Annotated in this window: 21 protein-coding genes; 13 read left to right on the top strand and 8 right to left on the bottom strand. The window is 71.7% G+C overall.

The genetic code is table 11. The annotated features are described in order from the left end of the window. Positions 1 to 177 precede the first annotated feature (177 nt). Both Q5425_RS43180 and Q5425_RS43185 read left to right on the top strand, forming a co-directional pair. Complete coding sequence (locus Q5425_RS43180) at positions 178 to 1,329, top strand: site-2 protease family protein (RefSeq protein WP_308678242.1); 1,152 nt, start codon at positions 178 to 180, stop codon at positions 1,327 to 1,329. A 65-nt stretch (positions 1,330 to 1,394) separates the two neighbouring features. Continuing rightward, positions 1,395 to 2,225 carry a tRNA (adenine-N1)-methyltransferase gene (locus Q5425_RS43185; RefSeq protein WP_033260665.1) on the top strand — a complete coding sequence of 277 codons (831 nt, stop codon included), beginning with the start codon at positions 1,395 to 1,397 and terminating at the stop codon, positions 2,223 to 2,225. Between the two features lie 152 nt (positions 2,226 to 2,377). On the opposite strand, the gene Q5425_RS43190 is transcribed toward Q5425_RS43185, so the two are convergent. Together Q5425_RS43190 and Q5425_RS43195 are read right to left on the bottom strand one after the other, a co-directional pair. Further along, positions 2,378 to 2,827 carry a hypothetical protein gene (locus Q5425_RS43190; protein WP_308678243.1) on the bottom strand — a complete coding sequence of 150 codons (450 nt, stop codon included), beginning with the start codon at positions 2,825 to 2,827 and terminating at the stop codon, positions 2,378 to 2,380. Between the two features lie 13 nt (positions 2,828 to 2,840). After that, a complete protein-coding gene (locus Q5425_RS43195; protein ID WP_308678244.1) occupies positions 2,841 to 3,716 on the bottom strand; it encodes a hypothetical protein in 876 nt (291 codons plus the stop codon). Positions 3,717 to 4,082: 366 nt separating this feature from the next. Between Q5425_RS43195 and arc the strand changes: the two genes are divergently transcribed. Continuing rightward, on the top strand, positions 4,083 to 5,885 hold the full coding sequence (gene arc / locus Q5425_RS43200) for a proteasome ATPase (RefSeq protein ID WP_308678245.1): 1,803 nt from the start codon (positions 4,083 to 4,085) through the stop codon (positions 5,883 to 5,885). Between the two features lie 96 nt (positions 5,886 to 5,981). Next, positions 5,982 to 6,380, top strand: a complete 399-nt coding sequence (locus tag Q5425_RS43205; RefSeq protein WP_308678246.1) for a VOC family protein — start codon at positions 5,982 to 5,984, stop codon at positions 6,378 to 6,380. Here Q5425_RS43205 and Q5425_RS43210 read toward each other — a convergent pair. Continuing rightward, positions 6,377 to 7,309, bottom strand: a complete 933-nt coding sequence (locus Q5425_RS43210) for a DMT family transporter (RefSeq protein ID WP_308678247.1) — start codon at positions 7,307 to 7,309, stop codon at positions 6,377 to 6,379. The genes Q5425_RS43205 and Q5425_RS43210 overlap by 4 nt on opposite strands. Before the next feature lie 95 nt (positions 7,310 to 7,404). Here Q5425_RS43210 and Q5425_RS43215 point away from each other — a divergent pair, with 95 nt between their 5' ends. Beyond that, entirely contained in the window at positions 7,405 to 8,256 is an 852-nt protein-coding gene (locus Q5425_RS43215; protein WP_308678248.1) for a DUF3626 domain-containing protein, read from the top strand. On the opposite strand, the gene Q5425_RS43220 is transcribed toward Q5425_RS43215, so the two are convergent. Together Q5425_RS43220 and Q5425_RS43225 are read right to left on the bottom strand one after the other, a co-directional pair. Then, entirely contained in the window at positions 8,245 to 9,126 is an 882-nt protein-coding gene (locus tag Q5425_RS43220) for a TIGR03620 family F420-dependent LLM class oxidoreductase (protein ID WP_396135370.1), read from the bottom strand. The genes Q5425_RS43215 and Q5425_RS43220 overlap by 12 nt on opposite strands. Positions 9,127 to 9,194: 68 nt before the next feature. Next, positions 9,195 to 9,545 carry a metalloregulator ArsR/SmtB family transcription factor gene (locus Q5425_RS43225; RefSeq protein ID WP_308678250.1) on the bottom strand — a complete coding sequence of 117 codons (351 nt, stop codon included), beginning with the start codon at positions 9,543 to 9,545 and terminating at the stop codon, positions 9,195 to 9,197. A 75-nt stretch (positions 9,546 to 9,620) separates the two neighbouring features. Between Q5425_RS43225 and Q5425_RS43230 the strand changes: the two genes are divergently transcribed. From Q5425_RS43230 to Q5425_RS43240, 3 genes are all read left to right on the top strand, one after another. Beyond that, on the top strand, positions 9,621 to 9,956 hold the full coding sequence (locus Q5425_RS43230; RefSeq protein ID WP_308678251.1) for a hypothetical protein: 336 nt from the start codon (positions 9,621 to 9,623) through the stop codon (positions 9,954 to 9,956). Continuing rightward, positions 9,953 to 10,888, top strand: a complete 936-nt coding sequence (locus tag Q5425_RS43235; protein ID WP_308678252.1) for an aldo/keto reductase — start codon at positions 9,953 to 9,955, stop codon at positions 10,886 to 10,888. The genes Q5425_RS43230 and Q5425_RS43235 overlap by 4 nt, the downstream gene beginning before the upstream one ends. Before the next feature lie 70 nt (positions 10,889 to 10,958). Then, positions 10,959 to 11,567, top strand: a complete 609-nt coding sequence (locus tag Q5425_RS43240) for a hypothetical protein (RefSeq protein WP_308678260.1) — start codon at positions 10,959 to 10,961, stop codon at positions 11,565 to 11,567. Here Q5425_RS43240 and Q5425_RS43245 read toward each other — a convergent pair. Further along, a complete protein-coding gene (locus Q5425_RS43245; protein ID WP_308678253.1) occupies positions 11,558 to 12,076 on the bottom strand; it encodes an NUDIX domain-containing protein in 519 nt (172 codons plus the stop codon). The two genes, Q5425_RS43240 and Q5425_RS43245, sit on opposite strands and share 10 nt — an antisense overlap. 41 nt (positions 12,077 to 12,117) lie before the next feature. Here Q5425_RS43245 and dop point away from each other — a divergent pair, with 41 nt between their 5' ends. From dop to prcA, 4 genes are all read left to right on the top strand, one after another. Next, positions 12,118 to 13,620: a depupylase/deamidase Dop gene (dop, locus tag Q5425_RS43250; protein WP_308678254.1), complete on the top strand. Its 1,503-nt coding sequence runs from the start codon at positions 12,118 to 12,120 to the stop codon at positions 13,618 to 13,620. A 187-nt stretch (positions 13,621 to 13,807) separates the two neighbouring features. After that, positions 13,808 to 14,002, top strand: a complete 195-nt coding sequence (locus Q5425_RS43255) for a ubiquitin-like protein Pup (protein WP_003075646.1) — start codon at positions 13,808 to 13,810, stop codon at positions 14,000 to 14,002. Between the two features lie 144 nt (positions 14,003 to 14,146). Further along, positions 14,147 to 15,001, top strand: coding sequence for a proteasome subunit beta (gene prcB, locus Q5425_RS43260; protein ID WP_308678255.1), 855 nt, complete (start codon positions 14,147 to 14,149; stop codon positions 14,999 to 15,001). A gap of 55 nt (positions 15,002 to 15,056) precedes the next feature. Further along, a complete protein-coding gene (gene prcA, locus Q5425_RS43265) occupies positions 15,057 to 15,848 on the top strand; it encodes a proteasome subunit alpha (protein ID WP_308678256.1) in 792 nt (263 codons plus the stop codon). A gap of 242 nt (positions 15,849 to 16,090) precedes the next feature. On the opposite strand, the gene Q5425_RS43270 is transcribed toward prcA, so the two are convergent. Together Q5425_RS43270 and Q5425_RS43275 are read right to left on the bottom strand one after the other, a co-directional pair. Further along, positions 16,091 to 17,293 (bottom strand): alpha/beta hydrolase-fold protein, encoded by a 1,203-nt coding sequence (locus Q5425_RS43270; RefSeq protein WP_308678257.1) that lies wholly within the window; start codon positions 17,291 to 17,293, stop codon positions 16,091 to 16,093. 99 nt (positions 17,294 to 17,392) lie between these two features. Then, positions 17,393 to 18,874 carry a phosphatase PAP2 family protein gene (locus tag Q5425_RS43275; protein ID WP_308678258.1) on the bottom strand — a complete coding sequence of 494 codons (1,482 nt, stop codon included), beginning with the start codon at positions 18,872 to 18,874 and terminating at the stop codon, positions 17,393 to 17,395. Positions 18,875 to 19,017: 143 nt separating this feature from the next. On the opposite strand from Q5425_RS43275, the gene pafA reads away from it, so the two are divergent. Next, positions 19,018 to 20,376 carry a Pup--protein ligase gene (gene pafA / locus Q5425_RS43280; RefSeq protein ID WP_020638257.1) on the top strand — a complete coding sequence of 453 codons (1,359 nt, stop codon included), beginning with the start codon at positions 19,018 to 19,020 and terminating at the stop codon, positions 20,374 to 20,376. The last annotated feature ends 74 nt before the right edge of the window (positions 20,377 to 20,450 follow it).

A 20,450-nucleotide genomic window follows, 5' to 3' on the forward strand; every position in this document is an offset into this window, starting at 1 on the left:
CCCCCCCCCCCCCCCCCCCCCGCCCCCGCGCCCATTGGGGGGGTGGGGTGGGTGGCCCCCCCCCACCGCCACATTGGGTGCGTTGGACGCAACCAACGCCACATTGGGGCGCTGGCGGGGACACACCACCCGGCCCGGATCACCCGGTACCCACACGGGGGGCTCTAGGCTCTCCGCATGGCCGCGACCAGTGAGCAGGGCACCGGGGGTCCCCGGCAGGCCGTCCTCGCGGACGGCGGCCTCGTGCTGTTCCGGGTCGCCGGGGTGCCGGTGCTGCTCGCACCCTCCTGGTGGATCGGCTCGCTGATCGTCGTCGTGCTGTACGCGCCGCTGGTCGGGCGGCTGCTGCCGGATGCCTCGACGGCGACGTCGTGGCTGCTGGCCGGCGCCTTCGCGCTGCTGCTGGGGCTGTCGGTGCTCGCCCACGAGCTCGGGCACTGCCTGGTCGCGCTGCGGCTCGGGATCCCCGTGCGGCGGCTGCGCCTGTTCCTGCTCGGCGGTCTGTCCGAAGTGGCCCGCACGCCGAAGCGCCCCGGCGACGAGGGCCTGGTCGCCGCGGCCGGGCCCGCGGTGTCGCTGCTGCTCGGCGGCTTCTGCGGCCTGCTGATGTTCGCCGTGCCCCCGGACGGCGCGGTCTGGCTCCTGGTGGCCGAGTGCGCGGTGGCGAACCTCGCCGTCGGCGTGTTCAACCTCCTGCCCGGGCTGCCCCTGGACGGCGGCAGGCTGGTCCGCGCCGGCGTCTGGGCGGTCACCGGCACCCGCGCGAAGGGCACGCGTGCCGCGGTCGCCGGTGGTGCGGTGGTGGCCGCCGGACTGCTCGTCTGGGCTTTGTGGGGCCTGGCGACCGGGAGCCCGGACCGGTGGCTTCGGCTCGGCGTCTGCGTCGTGACGGCCTGGTTCGTCATCCTCGGCGCGCGGTCGGAGCTGGCCGCCGAGACGCGCCGCGCGTGGCCGGAGGGCCTCGTGCTCGGCGAGCTCGTCCGGCCGGTGCTGCAGCTGCCGGCCGAGAGCCCGGTGTCGGACGCGCTGGCCGCGTCGGCCGGGCGCGGCGTGGTCCTGGTCCGCGCCGACGGCGTGGCCGCCGGCCTCCTCGACGAAGGCGCGGCGGAACGGCTCGCGAGCTCGTCGCCGCACGCGCCGGCCGAACTGGCGGCCGAGCCGATCCGGGCGGAGACCGTGCTGCTGGCCTCCGAGCCGGGGGAGGACGTCGTCGAACGGGTCCGCGAAACCGCCGCGTGGCAGTTCCTCGTGGTCGACGACGAGGGCCGCCCGGCGGGCGTGCTGCGCCGGGACGACCTGCGGGCCGCGCTGAACCGCCGTACCCGCTGAGGCCCCGGGCCGCACGGCCTGCGAAGATCTGGCGTCGGCCAAACGGGTTACAGCAGGAGGAAGTGTTGTCGGTCAGCGGACCGTTTCGCGCGGGTGATCGGGTGCAGTTGACCGACTCGAAGGGGCGGCACTACACCCTGACGCTGGCCGACGGCGGTGAGTACCACACCCACCGCGGTGCCTTGGCCCACGACGACCTCATCGGCCGTCCGGAAGGCTCGGTGGTGACGTCCGCGGGCGGCTCGACCTACCTCGCGCTGCGCCCGCTCCTGCCGGACTACGTGCTGTCGATGCCCCGCGGCGCGCAGGTGATCTACCCGAAGGACGCGGCGCAGATCGTGATGTGGGGCGACATCTTCCCCGGCGCCCGTGTGCTCGAGGCGGGGGCCGGCTCCGGCGCGCTGACGTGTTCGCTGCTGCGCGCGGTCGGCCCGGCCGGACGGGTGCACTCCTACGAGATCCGCGACGACCACGCCGAACACGCCGAGCGCAACGTGGTCAAGTTCTTCGGCGAAAAGCCGGCCAACTGGTCGCTCACCGTCGCCGACCTGGCCTCGCACGAAGGCGAAGTCGACCGCGTGGTGCTGGACATGCTGGCGCCGTGGGACCAGCTGCCGAACGTCGCCGCCCACCTGGTGCCGGGTGGCGTGCTGACGGTCTACGTCGCGACCGTGACGCAGCTTTCCCGCGTCACCGAGTCGCTGCGCGAGCAGCAGTGCTGGACCGAGCCCGAGTCGTGGGAGACGCTGATGCGCCCGTGGCACGTGGTGGGCCTGGCGGTCCGCCCGGACCACCGGATGGTGGCGCACACGGCGTTCCTGCTCACCGCCCGGCGGCTGGCGGACGGCACCGTGTCCCCGCGCGTGTCGCGCCGGCCGTCGAAGGGCAAGGGCTGAGTGGCGCCGCGATCGCGGCGCCGGCCGCGGCGAAATGATCGAACCGCGTGCGCGGTCAGAGCTGGAGCGAGTCGACCTGCTTGGCGTGGACCTCACCGGCCTCACGATTGCGCGGGTCGGCCTCGCAGGGGCGAACCTCGCCGGACCCCTGCCTAGCCGGGCACGCACCAGCGGCCGTTCTCCTTGCGCAACGGGAACGGCGTGTCCTTCGTCCCGCCCGCCGCTTCGACGTGCACCTTCGCCGTCGCCGACTCGCCTCGCAGCTCCGGGGGTGCGGTCAGTCTCGCCGTGACCGGGCCGGCCGCGTCCCACGTCCGCTGCAGGCCCGCGAGGGCCTCGGCGGTCTGCGGGCGGCAGGTCAGCTTCCCGAACGCCGCCGAGTCCTGGCGGGCGATCGCGTCGACGATCGCGCGGGCCAGCACGGCCACCGCCGCCGTGTCGGCCGCGTCGGGGGCGGGTGGCGCCGACGGGCGGGCCGACGGCGCGGTCGGGTCCGGCGCGGCGGGTGGTGAACCGCCCGGGGCGACGAGCAGCAGTCCGAGCACCACGCCCGCCCCGGCCACGCCGAGCAGGACCAGCCCGGCGGCGAACGCGCGGTTCACCGCCGCCGGGTGCTCACGAGCCGTCCGCCTGCACGTTGGACAGGCACCAGAGCCCGGATTCCTTCTGGGCCGACATCGTGCCGACCTTGGTCTTGCTGCCGTCGGAGGCGGAGTAGCGGACGGTGGCCTTGTTGCCGGTCTCCTCCGGCGTGCCGGTCAGCTTGACCGTCACCTTCGGGATCTCCCCCGTGGTGCCTTCGAAGACGCTGCGGCAGATGGTGTCGCCGAGCGCCTTCTCGTCACTGGCGTTGTAGGCCGTGATCGTCGTGTCGAAGAGCTGCTGCGAGCTGGGCTGCCCGGCCGGGGCGGGCCCGCCCGCGGGCTTGCTGCTCTTCGAGGTCGGGCTGGCCGGCGTGCTGGTGGCCTTGGGCTTGGGCGTGGACGCCTTCGGCGCGGTCGTCGGCGCCGCCGAGCTGCTGCTCACGGGCGGTGCGGCGGTCTGTTGGTCGTCGCGGTTGGCGAGGACCAGCGCGGTCACGCCGCCGCCGACGAGCACCACCGCGCCCACCGCGATGCCGACGATCAGGCCGGTCTTCTTCGGGGGCGGGGGAGCTTCGCCGAAGCCGCCGCCGTACTGGTCGCAGCCGCCGAAGCCCTGCTGCGGTTGGCCCCACTGGTCCTGCTGCCCGTACTGCTGGGGCTGGGGGCCGGTCTGCGGCGGGTAACCGCCCTGGCCGGGCTGGTCGTAGGGGCCGGGCTGGCCGTACTGCTGGGTGCCGTCGTAGGGACCGGGCTGCCCGTACTGCTGGGTGCCGCCGTAGCCGGGCTGGGGCTGCGGGCCGCTCTGGGGGTAGCCGCCCTGCTGCGGCTGGCCGTACGGCCCGGGCTGCTGCCCGTAGCCGCCGGGCTGCTGGCCGTAGCCGCCCGGTTGCTGCGGCGGGTAGGTCATGAGTGGTGCCCCCTAGCGTTCCTTCGATGGCGCCCGGCCCTCGGTGCCGGTGCGGCGTCGCCCGATGCTAGCCACCGGGCCGTCCTGCCGCGCGGTTAGGGCGGATCTGGCCGGAATTGCCCGGATCCGCGCGGCGGTTGGTCCTTCCGTGGGAGGGGTACTCCCGACGTGCTTGCTTCATCCCGGCCCGGACGGACCCGCGACACACCGGCGCCACGGCACCGAAATGGCCGCTTGCGCTGCGGGAATGTCCGTGCTGGAGGGAGCAGGCAAACCGCGACGCGCCGATCTTGTGATGCGGAAAGGCCTTTTCTTGTCGGTGATCGCCGGTACCGTGGAATGAAAAGCACTCCGAGGAGGTGCCCGATGCATCATGACCTTCCCGGAGGTCGGCGCGAGGAGGCCGACCCTTCAGCAACATCCGGAGCTGGGACGACGGCGGACGAGCAGGCTCGGCAGATCCGTTTTCTCGAGGAAGAAGTGGCGCTGCTGCGCCGCAAACTGACGGACTCGCCACGGCAGAACCGCGTTCTCGAACAGCGGCTCGCCGAGGCCTCGGAAAGGGTGAGCCAGCTCACCGAGCGCAACACCAAACTGGTCGAAACCCTGCGCGAAGCGCGAGGACAGCTCCTCGCTCTCCGCGAGGAGGTCGACCGGCTGGCCCAGCCACCGTCCGGGTACGGCGTCTTCGTCGAGGCGTACGAGGACAACACGGTGGACGTCTTCACGGCCGGCCGGAAGATGCGGGTGTCGGTTTCGCCCGCGGTGGAGATCTCGTCGCTGCGTCGCGGTCAGTCGCTGCGGCTCAACGAGGCACTCACCGTGGTCGAGGGCGGCGGCTTCGAACGCGTCGGCGAGGTGTGCGCATTGCGTGAGGTGCTCGCACCGGACGTCGAGGGCGGCAGCTCCCGCGCGCTGGTGGTCGGGCACGCGGACGAAGAGCGGGTCGTCCTGATTTCCGACCTGCTGGCCGAGCAGCCGCTCAAGCCGGGCGACTCGCTGCTGGTCGACTCCAAGGCCGGCTACGCGTACGAGCGCGTGCCGAAGGCGGAGGTCGAGGACCTGGTGCTGGAGGAGGTGCCCGACGTCCGCTACGAGGACATCGGTGGCCTCACCCGGCAGATCGAGCAGATCAGGGACGCGGTCGAGCTGCCGTTCCTGCACGCCGACCTGTACCAGGAGTACCAGCTGCGGCCGCCCAAGGGCGTCCTGCTCTACGGCCCGCCGGGCTGCGGCAAGACGCTCATCGCCAAGGCGGTGGCGAACTCGCTGGCCAAGAAGGTGGCCGAGGCCCGCGGCGACGCGGCGGACGGGAAGTCCTACTTCCTGAACATCAAGGGCCCCGAGCTGCTCAACAAGTTCGTCGGGGAGACCGAGCGGCACATCCGCCTGATCTTCCAGCGGGCGCGGGAGAAGGCCTCCGAGGGCACCCCGGTGATCGTGTTCTTCGACGAGATGGACTCGATCTTCCGGACCCGTGGGTCGGGCGTGTCGTCCGACGTGGAGACCACGATCGTGCCGCAGCTGCTGTCGGAAATCGACGGTGTCGAAGGCCTGGAGAACGTCATCGTCATCGGCGCCTCCAACCGCGAAGACATGATCGACCCGGCGATCCTGCGGCCGGGCCGGCTCGACGTCAAGATCAAGATCGAGCGTCCGGACGCCGAAGGCGCGAAGGACATCTTCTCCAAGTACCTGGCCGAAGGCCTGCCGATCCACGCCGACGACCTCGCCGAGTTCGGCGGCGACGCCAAGGCGACGTTCGACGCGATGATCCAGCACACCGTCGAGCGGATGTACGAGGAGAGCGACGAGAACCGGTTCCTCGAGGTGACCTACGCCAACGGGGACAAGGAAGTCCTGTACTTCCGCGACTTCAACTCGGGCGCGATGATCCAGAACATCGTGGACCGGGCGAAGAAGTCGGCGATCAAGTCGGTGCTGGAGACCAAGCAGCCGGGTCTCCGCGTGCAGCACCTGCTGGACGCGATCGTCGACGAGTTCGCGGAGAACGAGGACCTGCCCAACACCACCAACCCGGACGACTGGGCCCGGATCTCCGGCAAGAAGGGCGAGCGGATCGTCTACATCCGCACGCTCGTCACCGGCAAGAACCAGGACTCGGGGCGGGCGATCGACACCGCCACGAACACCGGTCAGTACCTGTAGTTCCGAGCGCGACGGGGTGGCTGCGGAAGCAGCCGCCCCGTCGCGTCGCGTTCACGAGGAGGCCCGGAGTTGCGCGCGGGCGCGATAGGGTGGCTCATGCCCCTGAGCGCGTACCAGGTCAGAGCTTCGATCGCCGTGGCCGACATCCGCCGGGCGGTCGAGTTCTACGAAGGCAAGCTCGGCCTGCGGGCGCTGCAGTCCGGCCCCAGCGCCCACGTCGCCGACGGCAGCCGGACCTACGGATCCGGTGGCGGACCGGCCCTGAACGTGTACCAGTCCGTTACCGCCGGGAAGAGCCCGGCCACACTGGCGACCTGGTACGTCGGCGACATCGACGAGATCGTTGACGAACTCACCTCGGCCGGCGTCGAGTTCACCCGCTATGACCAGGTCGAACACGACGCGAAGGGGATCACTGCCCGGGCCGGCGGCGGGCGTATCGCCTGGTTCCAGGACCCGGACGGCAACACCTTCGCCATTGAAGCCGACGTCTAGAGGGCCCGACTTCCGGCCGTGGCCTCGGCCCGGGTTGAGCGGCGCAGGCGCAACTTCCCGTGCGCCGCGAGGATCCCGAGCACCACGAGCAGCGCGCCGGCCGGCTGGTTCCAGCTCACCGGCTCCCCGAGCACCAGCACGCCGAGCAGCACCCCCACCACCGGCGTCAAGTACGTCACGGCCGAAGCGTTGGCCGCCCCCCAGACCGCGATGATCCGCGTGTTCCAGACGTAGGCCAGGCCGGTGCCGAAGACGCCGAGCGCCACCATGCTCGCCACCACCGGCAGGGTCAGGTGCGCCGGCGTCGCCGCGATCGCCGGGGCCAGCAGGCCCAGGATCACCGTCGCCGTGGCCGTCTGGCCGAACGCGACGACGACCGGATCCGTCCCGCGTGGTGAGACGAACCGGCGCATGTAGACAAAACACGCGCCGTAGCACGCCGTCGCGCCGAGGCAGGCGAGCTGGGCCGTCAGCTGGTGCGACACGTCGATGCCGTGCCACACCCCGACGATCGTGAGCACCCCGAGGAACCCGAGCAGCAGGCCGAGCACCCGGGGCGGGGTGAACCGCTCCTCGGGCAGCGCCGCGGCCGCCAGCAGCATCGTGACCAGCGGCGTCGTCGCGTTGAAGATGCTGGCCAGCCCGGACGAGATGTACTGCTCCGCCCACGAGAACAGCAGGAACGGCACCACGCACAGCAGCACGGACACGACCGCGAGGTGACCCCACAGCACGGGATCGCGGGGGAGCGGACGCCGGCGCACGGCCAGGACGACCGCCAGCGCCAGCGCCCCCAGCGCGACGCGGGCGAGCGCGATCTGGCCGGGGGAAAGCCCGCCGAGACCCACCTTGATGAACAGGAAACTCGCACCCCACACCACGGCCAGCAGCGCAAACCGCACCGTGACCCCGAACTCCGCCAGTCGCATGGGCGCAGTCAAACCGGCGACCCCGGCGCGAAGCCAGCGGTTTTCGGACTCCGTGTTGCGTATAACGACCTATACGCGACGGCTATCATGAGCCCATGGCCTGGGAGAACGGACAACGAGCACCGGACGGGGCGTGGAAGCGGGCCGTGACGTACGTCGCGGCCCGGGCCACGGGGCCGCCGCTGCCGGCGGACCTGGACGTCACGGTGCACTTCCACCCGGACCGGCCGGTGGGATCGGTGCCGTTGCTGCGGCACTGGGCGACCGACGGTGTCTACCGCTCCCAGTTCGAGACCGGCACCGGCAACGGCGGGCTGACCGCGCACCCGGGCGGTGCCCGGTGGCGCTGGGAGCACCGGATGTTCGGCGGGGTCTACGACACCCTGCCGGCCGGGGCCCGCCCGAAGTACGGCTCGCTCAACCACCGCCGCCGTCCCGCGGGCGGCTCGGTCCGGTTCGGCTCCTCGCACCTGCGCCTCAAGCCGGACGTGCTGGAGCGGGTGACGTTCTGCTACCCGGACAGCTTCCGCGAACCGGCGGACTTCGGCACGGCCGCGCACCTGCCGCTGATCCCGCTCGTCGAAGCCGATGCGCCCGACGAACTCGACGACTACATCGAGGCGCACGTCCACGGCCCGCTCCGGCTGTCGTCCGACGTCGCGGCCCTGGTGCTGGACCCGTCGTTCCGCGGCACCGACGTCGAAACCGCGGCCGCCGGCCTGCCGTTCCCCACGGAGTGGCACCACGGGTTCCGGCTCTCCGTGGCGGTTCTTGCCGAACACGCGGACTACCGCGGCGAAGACGTCGTGCGGGCCGGCGAAGCCGTCGCCGAGGACGGCGGGCTGGACGCCCGCATCATCGGCGACGCCGTCCGCGCCGGCCGGCACGACCCCCAGGTGCTCAAGCGCCTGTGGCACTGCACCGCCCGCTTCGGGTTACGCGGGTAGCAGCGCTTCGGCGAGCCGGCGCCAGTGCGGCATGGCCGAGGTGCCCGGCTCGACCCCGATGACCTGGACGCCCACGTGGTCGGCGCCCGCGTCGAGGTGCTCGCGCAGCTTGCCGGTGATCGTGTCGAGGTCGCCCCAGTGCACGAGGTCGTCGACGAGGCGGTCGCTGCCGCGGCCGCCGTCGATGTCGGCTTCGGTGTACCCGAGCCGCCGGAACTTCGCGACGTTGTACTCCGAAGTGAGGTACCTGTGCAGGTGGGCGCGGGCGACCTCCCGCGCCTTGGCCGCGTCGGTTTCGAAGAGCACGGCGTGCTCGACGCCGAGGAACGGGCCGTCACCGAGGATTTCCCGCGCCTGGGCCGTGTGCTCCGGGGTCACGTGGTAGGTGTGCGCGCCCGCCGACCGGTCGCGGGCCAGTTCCAGCATCTTCGGGCCGTACGCCGCGAGCAGCCGGCGCATCGGGGCGCGCGGCTCGGGGTTGGCGTTCGTGGCGGTGTCCAGCGCGTCGAGGTAGTCGCTCACCGCCTGGAGCGGCTTCACGCCGGGTCGCCCGGCACCCAGGCCGAGCCCGAGCAGGTGGCGATCCGGGTAGGCGTCCGCCAGCAGCAGGGCCGCGCCCCGGGTCCACTGCGGCTCGCGAGACCAGATCCGCGCGATCCCGTTGACGACGGTGAGGCGTTCGGTGGCCGACAGCAGGAACCCGGCGTGCGTCAGGGCTTCCCGCCCGCTGCTCTCCGGGATCCAGACCGCGGGCCAGCCGAGTTCTTCCAGCTCCTGCACGGAGTCCCGGATCAGGCCGGCCGGCTGGTCCTCGAAGTCGAACGTCCAGATCCCGTAGCGGCCGAGCCGCATGTTCTCGATCATACCCATAAATCGAAGTATCGCAGATTTTCGATATGAAGCAACGCCGGGGGGCCGCGGACAGGGGAGGGGGCACCTCAGAGGGAGTGGCCGAGCGTGGCGACGAGCCCGGCGATCCGGGCCTCGTCCCGCTTGTAGTGCGTCCACTTGCCGACGCGCGTCGCCCGGACCAGGCCGGCCCGCTGCAGTTCGGCCAGGTACGCCGAGACGGTCGACTGCGCGAGCCCCGTCTTCTCCTGGATGTGGGTCACGCACACGCCGACCTCGACCGGATCGGCGATGGCCCGCTCCACCGGGAAGTGCTTCGCGGGCTCCCGCAGCCACCGCAGCACCTGCAGCCGCACCGGGTTCGCGAGCGCCTTGAACACGTCGAGCAGCTGCTCGACGTCGACGTCGGATCTGGGTTCGGGTTCGGTGTGCGCAGTCATGGCCTCGGGACCAGCATAACCGGCCCCGGCGTGTGCTCCCCGGAGCTTCGCGTATAACGACCTATACTCACCGCCGTGACCGAAGAACCCCGGCCCCGCGCGCCCATCACCGAATCCGCCGTCCTCGCCTGGCTGGAGACGACGGCCGCCGCCGTCGAAGCGGGGGAGGTGAGCGCCCAGGAGCTCATCGACCTGCTCGGCGAGCTGCGCCGGGCCTCCGCGGCCTGCGCCGACGCCTCGGACTGGCTGCTGCTCGCGGCCCGCGAGGGCGGCGCCAGCCTGCGCCAGATCGCACCCGTCTTCGGCAAGGGCTACGTCCGCGCCCCGGCTGCCCGGCTCGAGAAGCTCCACCGCCAGGCCCAGACCTCGGGTCAGTGGCTGGCCATCCTGCGGCACAAGCAGACGGCGTGAACGCGGACCGCATCGCCCTCGGCCTGGCGGCGCTCGGTCGTCCCGCCTACATCAACCTGGGCCGGGAAGACGCACTCCCGCCGGTGCGGGACGTCGCTTCGATGCGCGCGGCGACGTTCGCGGTGCTCGACGACGCGTACGCCGCCGGTGTCCGCCACGTCGACGTCGCCCGGTCGTACGGGCGCTCCGAAGAGTTCCTGGCCGGCTGGCTCGCCGAGCGCGGGCACGCCGACGTCGAGATCACCAGCAAATGGGGCTACGCCTACGTCGGGGAGTGGCGGCTCGACGCCGACGTGCACGAGGTGAAGGAGCACTCGGCGGCGCGGTTCGCCGCTCAGTGGGCGGAAACCCTGGCGCTGCTGGGCGATCGGGTCGGGCTCTACCAGGTGCATTCGCTCACTGTGGACAGTCCGCTCTTCGCCGACGAGCCGTTGCTCGAAGCGCTCGCGGAGCTGTCCGCGAACGGTGTCGCGGTGGGGTTTTCGACGTCCGGGCCGGCTCAGGCGGACGCGATCGAGCGGGCGTTCGCGGTGGAAGTGGCCGGGCGGGGAGTGTTCTCGGCGGTGCAGTCGACGTGGAACGTCCTGGAGCCGTCCGCCGGGCCCGCACTGGCCGCGGCGCACGCGGCCGGGAAGCGGGTGCTGGTCAAGGAAACCCTGGCCAACGGCAGGCTGGCGGTCGAGGCGCCGGCAGCGGTGCGCGGGATCGCGGCCGCCCACGGGACCGGGCCGGACGCGGTCGCGGTGGCCGCGGTGCTGGCGAACGACTGGGTGGACCGGGCGGTCATCGGCCCGGCGAGCCCGGTGCAGCTCGCGGCGAACCTGCGGGCCGAGGCGCTGGACCTGACCGCGGCGGACCGGGCATCGCTGGCCGCGCTCGCCGAGGAGCCCGGCGCGTACTGGCGACACCGGTCCTCGTTGCAGTGGGACTGAGGGGCTGCACTACCCTCCCAGGCACGCCACGGACGACAGGAGGCCGGAGCAGGTGCGTCATCGGCAGGCGATCGTGTTGGCCGCAGTCGCGTTGGCAGGCCTCACGGCCTGCGACGGGCCCGATCCGAACAACCTGGAAACGTACTACGACGATCCGGTGCCCACGTCTTCGGCCGCTCCGGCACCCACCGAAGCTGCGGTGAGCCCGGGGCCGGCGGCTCCGGCGGCACCGGCGTCGGCGGCGGCACCGGATCCGGGCGTGTCGGCGCAGCAGGCATTGCTGTCCGACGCCGACGTCGCCGGAGAAAGCGTGCAGCCGAGCTCGGGCGAGGAGGCAGTGGGTTGCCTGGCGGACGGGCCGTCGGCGGCCGGCCGGACCGCGAACTGGCGCTACTCCACCGGATCGCTGCTGACCCACCGCGTCTTCGCGTTCCCGGATCGGTCGGCGGTCCAGGCCGTCGCGGAAACCGACTGCGCGGGCAAGACGGTGAGCGTGCCGGCCCAGTCCGGGATCGAGCTGCAGCGTGCCTGGAGCGTCGGCAAGACCTGCACGGTGTTGCTGGCCAAGGGAGGGCTCGTGTCCGAGCTGTCGGTTTCGGCGAGCTCCGAGACCCGCGCGGTGGACGCGGCGAAGCGGCTGCTGCCCGCGATGACGGCGAAGCTGGTCGCTCAGCCGTAGCGGCGGAACCATTCCAGGACGCCTTCGCGGCCGTCGGGGATGAAGGGCAGTTCGGGGGCCGGGTCGTCGATCCAGGCCCGCAGCTGCGCCAGGGTGATCCAGCGGCCTTCGACGATCTCTTCGGCCTGGTGGTGGATCGGGCCGTCCCAGCGGACCTCGAAGGCGAAGTTGTGGCAGCGGTTGCGGCCGTCGTCGTAGACCTTGGTGAACAGCGGGACGGGTGCCACCCCGTGGACGCCGAGTTCTTCGGCGAGTTCCCGGCGGGCGCATTCGGCCGGGGTCTCGCCCGCGGCGACCATCCCGCCGGCCCAGCAGTCCCAGGTCGACGGGAAGACGTCTTTCCCGGGGGTGCGGAGGTGCACGTAGACCGCGTTTCCATCACCCGAACGGACCAGGACGACGCCGGCGGCGTGCCACAGGGCGCCGGCGCGGACGCGGGCGCGGGTGGTGGCGCCGACGACCGCGCCGGCCTGGTCATAGAGGGCAACGAGTTCGTCACTGCCTGGCATGGGTGCATCGTTCCACTAGGACGACCCCGTAGGGTGGGGACATGCGGCGGATCATGGGAACCGAAGTCGAGTACGGCATCTCCGTGCCGGGCGACGCGACGGCGAACCCGGTACTCACCTCCACCCAGGTCGTGCTGGCCTACGCGGCGGCGGCCGACATCCCGCGCGCCCGGCGGGCGCGGTGGGACTACGAGGTGGAGTCCCCGCTGCGGGACGCGCGGGGCTTCGACCTGACCGGCCCGGGCGGGCCGGGGCACGCCCCGGACGTCGAGGACCTGGGCGCGGCGAACGTCATCCTGACCAACGGCGCGCGGTTGTACGTCGACCACGCGCACCCGGAGTACTCGGCGCCCGAGGTGACGAACGCGCGTGACGCGGTCATCTGGGACAAGGCGGGCGAGCGGGTGATGGAGGAGGCGGCGATGAAGGCCGCTTCCGTGCCGGGCCAGCCGCAGCTGCAGCTGTACAAGAACAACGTCGACGGCAAGGGCGCGAGCTACGGCACGCACGAGAACTACCTCTGCGCGCGGTCGACGCCGTTCACCGCGATCATCGCGGGGCTGACGCCGTTCTTCGTGTCGCGCCAGGTCGTGACCGGCTCGGGCCGGGTCGGGATCGGCCAGCAGAGCGAAGAGGCCGGGTTCCAGCTCTCCCAGCGTGCGGACTACATCGAGGTCGAGGTCGGCCTGGAGACCACGCTCAAGCGCGGGATCATCAACACCCGCGACGAGCCGCACGCGGACGCGGACAAGTACCGCCGGCTGCACGTCATCATCGGTGACGCCAACATGTCGGAGTACTCGACGTACCTGAAGGTCGGGACGACGGCGCTGGTGCTGGACCTGATCGAGTCGGGCATCCGGTTCGACGACCTGAAGCTGGACGAGCCGGTCAAGGCGGTCCACCAGATCAGCCACGACCCGACGCTGAAGACGCAGGTCGCGCTGGCGAACGGGAAGAAGTACACCGGGCTGGACCTGCAGTTCGCCTACCACGAGATCGCTTCGCAGAACCTCGAGCGCACGGGCGCGGACGAGGCGTCGAAGGAGGTCCTGCGGGTCTGGGGCGAGGTGCTGGACGCGCTGGCGCGGGACCCGCAGGAGTGCGCGGACCGGCTGGACTGGCCGGCGAAGCTGCGGCTGCTGGAGGGTTACCGCCAGCGGGACAGCCTGGCCTGGGGCGCGCCGCGGCTGCGGCTGGTCGACCTGCAGTACTCGGACGTGCGGCTGGCGAAGGGCCTGTACAACCGGCTGGTGACGCGCGGGTCGATGAAGCGGCTGGTGTCGGAGGAAGAGGTGCTGGCCGCGGTGACGACGCCCCCGTCGGACACGCGCGCGTACTTCCGGGGCCGGGCGCTGGAGAAGTACGCGACGTCGATCGCGGCCGCATCGTGGGATTCGGTCATCTTCGACGTGGGCAAGGAGTCGCTGGTGCGGATCCCGACCTTGGAGCCGCTGCGGGGCACGAAGGCGCACGTCGGCAAGCTGCTGGACAACGCGGCGACGGCGGAGGAGCTGGTGGAGGCGCTCACCGGTTCGGACTAGGCGGTTGGCACACCGATCGCGGCGTTACTAATCCGGCCGAAAGTAGGCCGGACCTCGAACGGCACGTAACAGCTGCTACGAAGCCATCCGGCCGTGACTGTGGTCGGATTAGTAACGATCGGCACAGTGCCCCGAATGTCGGGGCCGCTGGGTAGGCTAGGAAACATCAGCCACACCGGGAGGCGAGATGGCCCAGGAAAAGATCGAGAAGCACGGCGGTGGTGACTCCGACGAGGAGTTCGAGGACACCGGCGCGGCGGGTCAGGAGCGGCGCGAGAAGCTCGGCGAGGACGTGGACACCATCCTCGACGAGATCGACGACGTGCTCGAAGAGAACGCCGAGGACTTCGTCCGGGCCTACGTGCAGAAGGGTGGCGAGTAGCCGCCCGGGGCACTGCGCCCTTGCCGACCGTACAGCCGGCGGCCGGGGCTCCGCGTGGTGGTGACCGGTCCGCGTGCGGGCGGGGATCACCGGCCGCGGGGCCCGGGCTCGCGTGGCCCGCACAGATGGGATTTTTGAGCACGTATGGACAACACCAGGGGCATCTCGGGTCCCGCGCTGCCTTCGACGTACTTCTCGTCGGCGACGTCGTCGTTTTCCGACTTCCTGCGCGTGCAGGCGCCGGAGCTGCTCCCGGAGCGGCGCGTGTCGCCGGGCGTGGCGGAGCTGGGCGTGCCGCACGGCACGACGATCGTCGCGTGCACCTTCGCGGGCGGTGTGCTGATCGCCGGTGACCGCCGGGCGACGTCGGGGAACCTGATCGCGAGCCGCGACATCGAGAAGGTGCACGTCACCGACGAGTATTCGGCGGTGGGCATCGCGGGCACGGCGGGGCTGGCCGTGGAGATGGTGCGGCTGTACGCGGTCGAGCTGGCGCACTACGAGAAGATCGAGGGCGTTTCGCTGTCGCTGGACGGCAAGACGAACAAGCTGGCCGGGATGGTCAAGGCCAACCTCGAGATGGCGATGGCCGGGCTGGCGGCGATCCCGTTGTTCGTGGGGTACGACCTGGAGGCCGAGGACGCCAAGCACGCGGGGCGGATCGTGTCGTACGACGCCGCGGGCGGGCGTTACGAGGAGAACGGCGGCTACGCGGGCATCGGCTCGGGTTCGCTGTTCGCAAAATCGGCGTTGAAGAAGCTGCACGACCCGGACGCCGACGTCGAGGGCGCGGTCCGCGTCGCGGTGGAGGCGCTGTACGACGCGGCGGACGACGACACCGCCTCGGGCGGCCCGGACCTGGTGCGCCGCATCTTCCCGAGCGTCGTGACGATCACCGCCGAGCGCGGCGCCGTGCAGCTGTCGGAGTCCGAGACGGCGGCGGTGGCGGAAGCCGTGGTGGCGGGCCGGATCGAGCGCCAGCAGCGCCGGCTGTCCTGACGACCGGAGCCGGACCAGTGAACGTTGGAACACCGAAAGACCTGGAGCGCACACCGTGACGATGCCGTTGTATGCCTCTCCCGAGCAGCTGATGCGGGAGCGTTCCGAGCTGGCGCGCAAGGGCATCGCGCGCGGCCGGAGCGTGGTGGTGCTGAAGTACGCGGGCGGCGTGCTGTTCGTGGCGGAGAACCCGTCGGCGACGTTGCACAAGGTCTCCGAGATCTACGACCGGATCGGGTTCGCCGCGGTCGGGCGCTACAGCGAGTTCGAAAACCTGCGGGTGGCGGGCATCCGGCACGCGGACCTGAAGGGCTACCAGTACGACCGGCGTGACGTGAGCGCGCGGGCGCTGGCGAACGCGTACGCGGCGACGCTGGGCAGCATCTTCACCGAGCAGCTGAAGCCGTTCGAGGTCGAGGTCTGCGTGGCGGAGGTCGGCGCGAGCCCGGCGGAGGACCAGCTGTACCGGCTGACCTACGACGGGTCGATCTTCGACGAGCCGCAGTACACCGTGATGGGCGGTCAGAACGAGAAGATCGCGGCGAAGCTGAAGGAGACGTTCGAGGACGGCCTGGACCTGCAGGCGGCGCTGGGGGTGGCCGTGGCGGCCTTGCGGACGCCGATCCAGCCGGCCGCGGGTTCCTCGTCCTCGTCCTCGTCGTCGTCGGCGAACGCATCGGCGAACGGAAACGGCGAGGCGGACCCGATCAAGCTGGAGGTGGCGGTCCTGGACCGCGACCGCCCACGACGGATGTTCCGCCGCCTGACGGGCACAGCGCTGGACACGCTGCTGCCGGTCCCGGACCCCCAGGGCGAGGAGCCGGAGAGCAAGCCGGAAGGCGAGTGAGTTCCTGAGCAGAAGCGGGGCGTGGCCGGTAGGCCACGCCCCGCTTTTTGTCATCCGGGACGCGAGCACTGCACGGAAAGCTCACAGGCAACCGCCCTCGGCCACACCCCCCTGCCGACCCGATACGCAGCCGCCTCAGCGGCCGGCAGGCCGTGTCAAGGCACGCTTTCCCGCCTTGACACGGTCTGTCGGCCGTTGAACAATCCGGCGTTCGGGCCGGCGGGAAAGACCCGGCAGATCCCTCAGGACGTCGTAGGAGAGCCCCGAAACCCCTCATCCGCGAAGGCCAGCAGGTAAGGCAGCGTGGCCCGAGCGGTATGCCAGGTGTGGTTGAACCCGCGTTCGGCATGAACCACAGCCTCCTGCCCCCGGGCGCGCAGTTCACCGGCGATCCGGTGGGCCGTCGTCACATCGGTCGGGGCCCCGGTGCCGACCGCGAGCATCACCGAGATCGGGGCCGGGAACTCCATCGCCGGCAGGTAGCGGCGGGGTGTGTTGGCGGCGATGGCGGCCTGGTTGCCGCCGAGGATGCCGACGGAGTCGTTCAGGTCGTCGTAGGGCAGGGCGATCACCAGGGTGGCGAACTCGCCGACGTGGTGGAGGCCGATGTTGAGCGCCCCGAAGCCGCCGCCGGACATGCCGCCCAGCGCCCGGTGGGTGCGGTCGGCGAGGGTGCGGTAGCGCCGGTCGACGGCCGGGACCACGGTGCCGGCGAGGTAGCTTTCGAGCTGCGGCCCGCCCGGCACGTTGAGGCACTCCCAGTCGGTGCTCGGGTTGCCCGCCGTCATGTCGACGCTGACCACGATCATCGGCGCGATGACGTTGGCCTGCTGCAGCGCCAGGAGCGTGCCGGGGGCGTCGCCGGAGGTGAGCCAGTCGCGTGGACCGCCGAAGGGGTAACCGTGGATCAGGTAGACGACCGGGTAGCGGCGGGCGGGGTCGGTGTCGTACCCGGGCGGCAGGATGACGTAGGTGCTGCCCGACGGGATCCCGTGGGCGGGGTCGGGGAGGTCGACGACGTCGATCCGCTGCCCGGCGGCGGCCGTGCCCGCGCTCTCGTGGGGTGCGGATGCCGAAGCCGGCGCCGGTGCTTCCCGGCCGTCGTCGAGCAGGCGGCCGGCGAGGTGGACGGCGCCGGGGCCGCGCTGCAGGAGCCGGGCCAGGTCGTCGGAGGTGCGGACGTACCCGACGTAGCTGTTGAGCGCGGTGACCGCCGCCAGCAGCAGGAGCACGCCGAAGGCGGTGCACCCCCAGCGCCGGACGCGGCGGCGGTACCCGAGCGCGACCACAACGGCGAGCACGGCGACGGCGGCCGAGGCGAGCGAGAGCCAGATGAGCGGCGACTCGAGCGGGCCCAGGTCGCGGGCGCGGGCGGTCACGTCACCGGGCAGCACCGGATCGCCGGCGGCCCGGTGGATGACGCTCGCCAGGCCGTGCCCGTCCATCGGATCCCCGCTCGTCCCCTGCGGGCAGGGGTGCCCGCGACTCGGACGCGAAGCTAGCCGGGAGCGCCTGTGGGTTCGTTGAGAGAAGGTAAGGAAAAGTTAAAGGCGGTAGAGGGTGAGGGCGCTGGGGCGCGATCGGAACCGGAACCGGTTGCCCAGCGGGCCGACCTCGCCGTCGGTGGCGACGCGGCGGTTGCCGTCGAGCAGCTCGACGTCCAGCTCGGGCAGGTCGAGCTCCTGGTAGACGTGGCTGGCGGCGAGGCTGCGGGTGATCATCGCCAGCAGGAACCGGGCACGGGAGTAGGGCAGGTCCGCGCGCAGGTAGCGGATGTCGAGCAGGCCGGTGTCGAGCGCCGGCCGCCGGCTCGGCGCGAACCCCTTCGGCGCGTACGTGCCGTTGCCGACGAACAGCAGCCAGACCTGCGTCCGCTTGCCGTTGAGCTTGACGGTCAGCGGCTTGGCGTGCCGCAGCGACCGGGCCAGCGCGATCGCCGCCGAGGGCCACTTGGGGTGCTTTTCCTGCAGCTTCTCCCGCAGCCGGACCATCTCGGGGTAGCCGCCGAGGCTGGCGGTGTTGACGAACCAGCGGTGATCCGGGTCGCCGGCACCCTCGATCTCGACCTCGCCCAGGTCGACGCGGACGGCGTTGCCGACTTCGGTCGCCGCGTCGGCGTCGGGCATGGAGCTGACGCCGACGTCGCGGGCGAAGTGGTTGAGCGTCCCCGCCGGGACCAGCGCGAGCGGCAGGCCGCGTTCGGCGGCGACGGAGGCCACCGCCGCGACGGTGCCGTCGCCGCCCGCCACCGCCAGCGCGCGGACCGTGCCGCGGGCGTCGATCTCGGCCTCGAGCTGGGCGCGCAGGCCCTGGTCGGGGTCCGGGTAGAGCAGCGTCGCCTTCGGCCAGGCGAACTTGACGTCCTCGGTCGGGTCCTGGTTGGCGACCCCGGAGTTCGGGTTGACGACCGCGAGCATGTCCTCGCCGTCGACCATCTCGGGGGCGTCCGCGTCGTGGGCCGTGCGGCCCGGGACGTCGTCGTGCAGCGGCCACCAGTGCCGGGTGGCCAGGCCGACGCCGACGCCGATGGACAGCCCGACGCCGACGTCGGAGGGCCAGTGCACGCCGGTGTGGACGCGCGAGTAGGCGACGGCCAGCGCCAGCGGCGCCACGGCGAGCCCGGCCCGCGGCGACTCCATCGCCACCGCCGTCGCGAACGCGGCCGCGGACGCGGAGTGGCCGGACGGGAACGACGAGGACGTGGGCCGTTTCCGCAGGCGGCGGCGCATCGGTGTCTCTTCTTCGGCCGGGCGGCGGCGGGGGAACAGCGGCTTGCCGACGAGGTTCGCCACGGCGCTGGCCCCGGCGATCGCGACGACCCCGCGCAGCGCACCCCGCCGGGTTTCGCCCTTGCGGGCGGCCAGCAGCGCGGCGACCCCCCACCACAGGCGCGACTTGTTCGCCGATCTCGACAGCGCCATCAGCGCGTCGTCGGCCCTGGTGGCGGGGAGGGCGGCGCTGCGGCGCATCAGGGCGCGGTCGGTCCGGCCGACCTGCCGGAAGGCCCGGATGAGCTGGTGTGACAAGGAGTCCGCCTTCCGCGAGACGTCAAGAGCTGTGCTCCAATCGTGCCTGATTCGGCGAGATTTCACCGTCTGTGGCGTACTGGGGGCGTGTCGACGCCCGAACGGCGCACCGTCGAGGGGGGTCCAGCGCCTACTCTGGTGGAATGCAGCGGCGGATCTTTGGCATCGAGACCGAGTTCGGGGTCACGTGCACCTTCCACGGACAGCGCAGGCTCTCGCCCGACGAGGTGGCGCGCTACCTGTTCCGGCGGGTCGTGTCGTGGGGACGCTCCTCCAACGTGTTCCTGTCGAACGGCTCGCGGCTCTACCTGGACGTCGGCTCGCACCCCGAGTACGCGACGGCCGAATGTGACGACCTGGTCCAGCTCGTCACGCACGACAAGGCCGGGGAGCGGATCCTCGAGGACCTGCTGGTCGACGCCGAACGGCGGCTCGCCGACGAGGGCATCGGCGGCGACATCTTCCTGTTCAAGAACAACACCGACTCGGCGGGCAACTCGTACGGCTGTCACGAGAACTACCTGGTGACCCGTGCGGGCGAGTTCTCCCGGATCGCGGACGTGCTGCTCCCGTTCCTGGTGACCCGCCAGCTCATCTGCGGCGCCGGCAAGGTGCTGCAGACCCCGCGGGGCGCGGTCTATTGCCTCTCCCAGCGTGCGGAACACATCTGGGAAGGCGTCTCGAGCGCGACCACCCGGTCGCGGCCGATCATCAACACCCGCGACGAGCCGCACGCCGACGCCGAGCGCTACCGGCGGCTGCACGTCATCGTGGGCGACTCGAACATGGCCGAGCCGACGACCATGCTGAAGGTCGGCTCCGCGAACCTCGTGCTCGAGATGATCGAAGCCGGCGTCCAGTTCCGCGACTTCACCCTCGACAACCCGATCCGGGCGATCCGCGAGATCAGCCACGACCTCACCGGCCGCCGCCAGGTGCGGCTGGCCGGCGGGCGCGAGGCCTCGGCCCTGGACATCCAGCGCGAGTACCACGCCCGTGCCGTCCAGCACCTCAAGGACAACGGCTCGACCGCGGCGAACGAGCGTGTCGTCGAGCTGTGGGGCCGGGCGCTCGAAGCGGTCGAGCAGCAGGACTTCGGCAAGATCGACACCGAGATCGACTGGGCGATCAAGCACCGGCTGGTCGAGCGCTACCGGCACAAGCACGACCTGGACCTGTCCAGCCCGCGCATCGCCCAGCTCGACCTGGCCTACCACGACATCCGCCGTGGCCGGGGCATCTTCGACCTGCTGCAGCGCAAGGGCCTGGTCCGGCGGGTCACCGACGACGGCGAGATCGAGGCCGCCAAGGACACCCCGCCCCAGACGACCCGCGCGAAGCTGCGCGGCGACTTCATCGCCGCGGCCCAGGCCGCGGGCCGCGACTTCACGGTTGACTGGGTGCACCTGAAGCTCAACGACCAGGCCCAGCGCACGGTCCTGTGCAAGGACCCGTTCCGCTCGGTCGACGAACGCGTCGAACGCCTGATCAGCTCGCTCTGATGTGCTCTGCCGCGGCCCGTCGTGAGTGGTAAGGTGCCGCGAGGGCCCACCGGGCACCTGGACCGAGCACCTCC

This window comes from Amycolatopsis sp. A133, assembly GCF_031082405.1.
Taxonomy (GTDB): Bacteria; Actinomycetota; Actinomycetes; order Mycobacteriales; family Pseudonocardiaceae; genus Amycolatopsis.